The organism is Bifidobacterium hapali, from assembly GCF_002259755.1.
In the GTDB taxonomy this organism is placed as follows: Bacteria; Actinomycetota; Actinomycetes; order Actinomycetales; family Bifidobacteriaceae; genus Bifidobacterium; species Bifidobacterium hapali.
In genome coordinates, this window is record NZ_MWWY01000019.1 from 39,945 (window position 1) to 47,450 (window position 7,506).

At 57.9% G+C, this 7,506-nt stretch carries 6 protein-coding genes; 4 read left to right on the forward strand and 2 right to left on the reverse strand.

Annotation, left to right across the window (positions count from 1 at the left end; genetic code table 11):
* The first annotated feature begins 105 nt into the window (after positions 1-105).
* The 3 genes from BHAP_RS04165 to BHAP_RS04175 all read left to right on the forward strand — a co-directional run bounded on the left by BHAP_RS04165 (position 106) and on the right by BHAP_RS04175 (position 4,756).
* On the forward strand, positions 106-1,599 hold the full coding sequence (locus tag BHAP_RS04165; protein ID WP_094729494.1) for a polysaccharide deacetylase family protein: 1,494 nt from the start codon (positions 106-108) through the stop codon (positions 1,597-1,599).
* A gap of 88 nt (positions 1,600-1,687) precedes the next feature.
* Positions 1,688-2,824, forward strand: a complete 1,137-nt coding sequence (locus tag BHAP_RS04170; RefSeq protein ID WP_094729495.1) for a LacI family DNA-binding transcriptional regulator — start codon at positions 1,688-1,690, stop codon at positions 2,822-2,824.
* A 144-nt stretch (positions 2,825-2,968) separates the two neighbouring features.
* Positions 2,969-4,756 (forward strand): glycoside hydrolase family 13 protein, encoded by a 1,788-nt coding sequence (locus tag BHAP_RS04175; RefSeq protein ID WP_094729496.1) that lies wholly within the window; start codon positions 2,969-2,971, stop codon positions 4,754-4,756.
* 580 nt (positions 4,757-5,336) lie between these two features.
* Here BHAP_RS04175 and BHAP_RS04180 read toward each other — a convergent pair.
* Positions 5,337-6,026, reverse strand: a complete 690-nt coding sequence (locus BHAP_RS04180) for a histidine phosphatase family protein (protein ID WP_094729497.1) — start codon at positions 6,024-6,026, stop codon at positions 5,337-5,339.
* 115 nt (positions 6,027-6,141) lie between these two features.
* On the opposite strand from BHAP_RS04180, the gene BHAP_RS04185 reads away from it, so the two are divergent.
* Entirely contained in the window at positions 6,142-6,522 is a 381-nt protein-coding gene (locus BHAP_RS04185) for a DUF4235 domain-containing protein (protein WP_244569290.1), read from the forward strand.
* Between the two features lie 356 nt (positions 6,523-6,878).
* Here BHAP_RS04185 and BHAP_RS04190 read toward each other — a convergent pair.
* Positions 6,879-7,506, reverse strand: a 628-nt coding sequence (locus tag BHAP_RS04190) for an IS256 family transposase (protein ID WP_211279686.1), incomplete at its 5' end; no start/stop codon positions are given.

Below are 7,506 nucleotides of genomic sequence, written 5' to 3' on the forward strand. Positions count from 1 at the left end.
CAGAGCAGCGCACGACACAACTCAGCAACGCTCGCCGCTGCGATCACGCGAGCAATACTGCGTGTCTTTCCGCGCGCGTCAAGCAGAGGGGGAATAATTGGGGTTATGACTAGCGCACACCCCGGCTCCGACGGCGGTTCCGACGGATTCAATGACGAGCCGCACGGCGGACCGTACAACACAAACGGACCTCACCACAGTAACAGCCCGGCCAACACCCCCGGACCGAGCACCGATCGTCCGCCGCAATTCGCCCCGTCCGAGTCCGCGCATCGACAGCCGATCATCCAGTTTCAGCCGCTCAACCAAGCCGCTAAGTACTCTGACGCGACATCAGCATCGAACGATCAGTTTAACGATCCATACAATCAGCTCGACAATCAGTTTGCCGACTTTGACGAGCGCAATCTCGACAATCCCAGCAATCCTCACGCAACTCGCGTCGTGCGCAAACAGCGAGTCTGGCCGCGCGTATTGATTTGCTTAATCGTGATCGCACTGTTCGCAACCGGCGGTGGCTGGGGATGGCATTTGTGGCAAACCGAATGGCGTCCGATTTACGTGACTGTCAACGGCGACGAAGTCCGCACGCGCGTGAACACGACGGTCGCCGAGCTACTCACCGCAAACCAAAACTTCCGCGCGAAACCGGGCAAACTACTCGCCATCGACGGCTCGACAATTGACGAAACTGGCGGCAATCCAATCACCGTAACCATCGCCGGGCAAAACGTAGACGCAAGCACACAAGCAAGTCAGATCGTCCCAGAAAACGCCACGATCACCGTCAAATCAGGCACCGACACTACTGAAGAACACGACGTACGCAAGGACCCAGTCCCGTTCAGTACCGAACGTATTTCGTTGGTCGGCGGGCCGATTCAGCGGCTGAAAACGCTCGGCAAAAACGGCGTGCGCGAAGTGTGGATCGGTCGCGAGTCCGGCAAAGAAGTACCGAAAGATGTGGTCGAACAGCCGACCGATATGGTAGTCGATGCGCCGATTTTGCGGCCTGACGGACGCAAGGTCATCGCGCTCACGTTCGACGATGGGCCGAGCCAATACAGCGCAAGCATACTCGACATACTCAAAGACAAGCACGCAAAGGCCACGTTCTTTGACGTCGGCCAGCAGTCGCTTGCGTTCCCGGACGCGGAGCGGCGGATGGTTGCGGAAGGTCACCAAGTCGCAAGTCACAGCAACACACATCCGAACATGCCAGACCTTGACGATGCCGCACTGCGCAAAGATATTACAGACGGATTCGCGAATATCAAAAACGCATCGGGCGTGGATACGAAAGTCCTCCGCGCTCCGTACGGCGCGTTTGGCATGAAACAGTGGGCGGTGACCGGCGATCTGATCAGCATGAACGTACTGTGGGATATCGATACCGAAGACTGGAAGTTGCCGGGCGAAAACGCGATTCACGATGCGGTGATGTCGGGCGCACATAACGGCGCGATCGTACTCATGCACGACGGCGGTGGCGATCGTACGCAAACTGTGGCCGCGCTGCCGCGTATTATTGACGATCTCAAAGCGCAAGGATACGAGTTTGTCACTGTCGATCAGCTGCTGCAGATGAGCGGCGTGTGAGCAACGCGTGAACGTTGCGCGCGCAAACAGCAGCACAGCAACAGCGCAGCAGCAACCCCGCAACAACCCCGCAACAAAGGAGACGGTCATGGCGAAGAAAGCCAGCATTCAAGCAGTGGCGCGAGAGGCCGGCGTCTCCGTCACCACAGTTTCGCGCACGTTTGCGAAACCCGATCTCGTACTGCCGACGACTCGCGACAAAGTGATGGCCGCCGCGCACAAACTCGACTATCACATCTCACGATCGGCTGCCGCGTTGAAGTCCGGACAGTCGTTTCGCATCGCACTGCTGATCAGTGACGATATCGCGACATGGTTTAACGCGCACGTATACGCCGGTCTTGACTCAGTACTGCACCCGGCCGGTTACGATATTTCCGTGTTTGCTATGTCGAGCGCGGCGCAGCGACGCGAGTTCTTCACCAGTCTGCCGGTGCGGCGCAACGCGGACGCGGTGGTGGTCTGTTCGTTCAATATTGAGCCGGCTGAAGTGCGCAAACTCAAAGCGATGAACGTGCCGATTCTCGGCATTAATATTCCGTCGAACGACGGGTTTGACGCTGGCGTAAGTATCGATGATTATGCGGCAGAACGCGCGGCGGCTGAACATTTGATTGCGCTCGGACATAAGCGGATTGCGTTCATCGGATACACCGACCCGCGCAGTACGCTGCGGTACAGTGCAAGCGCGCGGCTCAAGGGATTGCTGGACGCGTGCGCCGCGCATGATGGCGTTGAAGCGATGCCGTTTACGATCTCACAGGGACCGTCGCAAGTGAACGATGCGCTCAACGCGCTGGTTGGCCGATTGCCGATGCCTACCGCAGTTGCGACGAGTGACGACGCGATCGCTGTGCCGCTGCTGTTTCGGTTGCGCCAGTATGGTCGGCGAGTGCCGGAAGATATGTCGGTGATTGGTTTCGACGATGCTGGTTGTGCGGCTGATATTGGGTTGACGACGCTGCATCAGGACCCGTTTGCGATGGGTGCCGCGATTGCTCGGCGTGCGCTGCGGTTGATTGGCTCGGATGCTGCGTTCGGCGACGATACGTTCGTCGACGATGCGGCGCACCCTGCGACGAACAACGTGGCGCACGATGCGGCGCACGCTACAACGCATGCAACCAATGACATCGATATCATCAATGACAGCTCCACCGCATTTATCATCCCTCAAACTCCGCTTATGCTCCGCGATACCACCGCACCTCCCGCAAATAAATAGTACATAATCGACGCATCTGACCGCCCATCATGATATCGTTGTCATCAGCGATTGATCGTCAGCCAGTTCGACGATCAATCAAACATCTTCAACGTCGCAGAACGTGGCCCGCACACACGCCACGCAAGGAAGGAACGTCCTATCATGACAGCCAATAATCTTCGCGACGACTGGTGGAAGCAAGCAGTCGTCTATCAGGTTTATCCGCGCAGTTTCCAAGACGTCAACGGCGACGGACTCGGCGACATCGCCGGCATCACCGCGCGTATCGACTATCTCAAGACTCTCGGCGTAGACGCGATCTGGCTCAGCCCGTTCTACCCGTCCGATCTCGCCGACGGCGGCTACGATGTCATCGACTATCGCAACGTCGACCCGCGTCTCGGCACCATGACCGATTTCGACGCGATGGCCGAAGCCGCTCATGCAGCCGGCATCAAAGTCATCGTCGATATCGTGCCGAATCACACCGCAAGTAAGCACGTTTTCTTCCAGCAGGCTCTCGCCGCCGCGCCAGGCAGTCCCGAGCGCGACCGCTACATCTTCCGCGACGGCCGCGGCGAGCACGGCGAGTTGCCGCCAAACGACTGGCAGTCGCTGTTCGGCGGTCCCGCATGGGAGCAGGTGCCGGACGGTCAGTGGTATTTGCACATCTTCGCTAAGGAACAGCCCGACGTCAACTGGAAGAACCCCGACATCCACGAGGAGTTCAAGAAAACGCTGCGATTCTGGTCAGACCACGGCGCTGACGGCTTCCGCATTGACGTAGCGCACGGACTGGCCAAAGATCTCGAATCCACGCCGCTCGCCGACATGCCAGCCGACAGCGTCCAGCAGCAAACCTGCCACGACGGCATGAGCCCGCTGTGGGATCGTCCTGAAGTTCACGAGATTTACCGCGAATGGCGTGAGGTCTTCAACGAGTACAATCCGCCGCGGTTCGCAGTTGGTGAAGCGTGGGTCGTGCCCGAACACCAGCACCTCTACGCCAGCACCGACGAGCTCGGTCAAGTGTTCAACTTCGAGTTTGCTAAAGCTGGCTGGGCGGCTGACGAATTCCGCGCAGCGATTAGCGAAGGACTCGCGTCGGCGGCGGAAACTGACGGCTCAACAACGACGTGGGTGATGAATAATCACGATGTGCCGCGAAGCCCATCGCGCTACGGTTTGCCGCAGGTTAAGAACGCGCCGTTCCATCAGCTCGCGCACGACTGGCTACTGCGCAACGGAACCAGTTACCCCGAAGACCGCGCACTGGGCGCACGTCGCGCTCGCGCCGGTGTGATGATGGAAATGGGTTTGCCGGGTTCGATTTACGTGTATCAAGGCGAGGAGCTCGGTCTGCCGGAGGTCGCAGATATTCCGTGGGATCGTCTTGAGGACCCGACACCGTTCAACACGCGGCGCAACTTCACCGACAAGGGTCGCGACGGTTGCCGCGTGCCACTGCCGTGGGATTCGACCGACACACCTGCCGTGGCTGACTGGTCAACCGATCTGCCGCACGAGTTTGGTACGGGAGCTTCATTTGGATTCTCGCCGGCGACGCGCACTGTTGATGGCGCAACGGTGTCGGCCGCTGATCCGCATCTGCCGCAACCGTTGTGGTTCAAGGATTACGCGGTGGACGTTGAGGATGCAAACGACGAGTCGATGCTGAATCTGTATCGTCGCGTACTGTCATTGCGCGCGGAGCTGTTGACGGCAACTGGTGACGCAGATTCGTTCGATTGGCTTGATCTTGGTGACGATGTGATTGCGTACCGTCGACCGTCTGCCGAGGATGGACGCGCGTTCGTATCGGTGACGAATTTCGGCGCAGACCCGCTGGTACTGGCTGAAACCGCTGCTGATGGCGACGTGATACTCACATCCGTGCCGCTCGAAAACGGTATGCTCCCGAGTGATGCCACCGCGTGGCTTTTGCAGTAGCCGGCACTCGCGCGGTAACCCCTATTTGCCCATATTTGAGATTGTTGTGGTTGTTGAGAAATGCAATTCTTGCGTCTCTTGAGTCCAAATCATGCACCCCTATGCACAGCGCCTCTTTTTTTGTGACTTTGGACTCGAGAGATGTGCATATTAATCGCGGGCATGCATCTCTTATTGGTCTCCTATTGCCACACAACGCAAAAATCGTCGAAAAAACGTTTGTGTGGCAAATCTTGGTGCCACACAAACGTTATATAACGTTATATTCACGTTTTGTGGCAATGTCTCAATGCCTTAAATCGTTGGAATTCCAACGATTTAAGGCATTATACCCCCGTACTCATGTCATGAGGGAATTGCCACATAACCGAGAAAAAGGCGTTTTTGTGGTTGTGTGGCATGGTTTTTGCGCCTGATTGCCTACGCCACGCTGGGTGTCCCTGTCCCTGCGCGTGTGGCGTGCTGACGTGGTAGTGGCGGTTTTTGCTCGCTGAGACAGTACTCAGCGAGCAAAAACCGCCACGCGCTAGTCTTCTTCCACGTCAGGCGATGTTCATAGCTCCCCTTGAAGGACGCTGCGTCAGCAGTTCCAGCGTTCGATCACGCGATCGCCTTTGTATACGGTTAATACCGAATAATGCGCGGTATCAAACCGCAGCAACCGTCCCAAATGCGGTTCGAGTCCCAGCCATCGCATCGTCAAAATCCGCAACACATGAGCATGCGCAACAAACAGTACGTTGCGTCCCTCCGTCAACTTCGGCAGTGCCGTATCAATCGCGATCTGTACACGCTCGTACACATCCTCAACCGACTCACCCGGCCCGTTATGTACCGGTACATGCTCGCCGTTCGGTAACGTTTCCGTCCAATCGCCTTCCATCGACTGATCTAGCGACTGCGGCCCATCCCGCCACACATCCCACTCGCCGCCGTGCATTTGCCGCACGGTCGCACGCGTCCGGCCTTCCGCACGACCGTAATCCCACTCCATCAGCGCGTCCAATGGCTGCGGATCAAACCCAGCCAAACATGCCGTCTGCTGCGCGCGACGCAACGGACTTGCGAACACACAATCCGCATCAAAACCTTGCGGGAACAACTCACGAATGCGCACGCCAGCATCACGCGCCTGCTGTTCACCCACATCAGTCAGCGGAATATTCGTACGACCAGTGTACTGTCCGGACTCGCTCCACGCAGTTTGCCCGTGCCGCATGAGCACCAGTCGTCCCGTAATTGCATCGTTGCCACGGTTTATTTCAAACATACCTCTACTGTACTCAGTGTGCGGGCTGTTCGGTGACGCGCGTCCGAATATGATCGCAACGACGCGCGTCGTGTTACACCGTCGCGCGTCGTGACCTCGCAAAATAATGGTAATTATGACCGATTTGCAGATCGAATCGACCGCGGACCGCATCGTCGCAGGATTCGACAAAATCAATGAGAAGGTGGATACTATGCGAGCCGAGCGACTCAACGACCCGGATTCCCTCGGTGACAAGCTACTGAAAGCTGCGCTGCCGTCGATAGCAGGATTCGTAGCTGGCAAAGTATTTACGGTGCTGTGGAATCGCGGTACGTCGCGGCGCAAGTCTGGCGCAGGGGCGCTCGGCGACGGCGTGGTAGACGATCACGAGAGTTTTGTGATGAGCCTACTCTTTTCGGCATTGTCCGCGGCGATCGGCGCGGTGGTTTCGCAACTGTCTGATCGCGGATCGCAGGCGATTGTGGACCGACGTCATCGCAAGCAGGGACGCTGACGCGGGGCGCTTGGTTTTTGTTGCAGCGGTAGGACTGTTGCTCATCTCACCGTCTCATTTCAGATGACCGATGACTCAGTTCACTCATGATTATGCACACGCTCTGTGAGTGTCTGTGAGTGTATAACGCACACTGGCTCCGTGATTCGATTATGTACACAGGCTCCGTGCGTGGCGGTTTTCGCTCGCTGACGCCTTAGTGAGCAAGCGTTTTCTGCCACTCGTTACTGTTAGTGGCGGTTTTCGCTCACTGGCGCCTGTCTCAGCGAGATATTTCTGCCACGCTATTCAGGTAGTGGCGGGGTAGTGCCCGGATTCTTGCGCACTTTGGTCTTCGCCCGGCTCTGCGACGATGATCAGTTCGCTACTGGTACGCTCTCACCGAGCCGGGACATGTCGAGGTAACGGCGCGTCGACCACTCGTTCGAGGTCACGTAGCGGACGCGCGCGCAGACGAGCATCAACGCGCTCCGCCCGTCCGGAAACGAGCCGACCACGCGCGTGCGTCGCCTGATCTCGCGGTTCAATCGTTCGATCATGTTGTTCGTACGGATGCGCCGGCGATGTTCCCTCGGATAGTCGTCGAGCAGGTAGGTCGTCGTCTCGCTAATGCCTTCGCGCAGGCATTTGGCAGCCTCTCTGAGCTTCCTTGTCTCCAGTTCCTTGGCGACGGATTCCGCCTTCTCCAACGCCTTGTCGCGTGATTCCATAGCAAACACGGCCTTAAGCGCGTCCGCAGCCCACTCCCGGTTTCTGGGGTTGACCTTGGCGAGGATATTGCGTTCGAAATGCACCATGCACCGCTGATAACGCGCCTCCGGCAACAGTTCGTTCACGGCGGCCACGAGTCCCGCGCACCGGTCACCCGTTACCAATCGCACGCCCTTCAACCCACGCGCGAGCATACCGGTAATGAATCCACGCCAGCTTTCCGCGTCCTCCTTCATACCCTCGGCCACAGAAAGCACCTCCCGACGACCATCC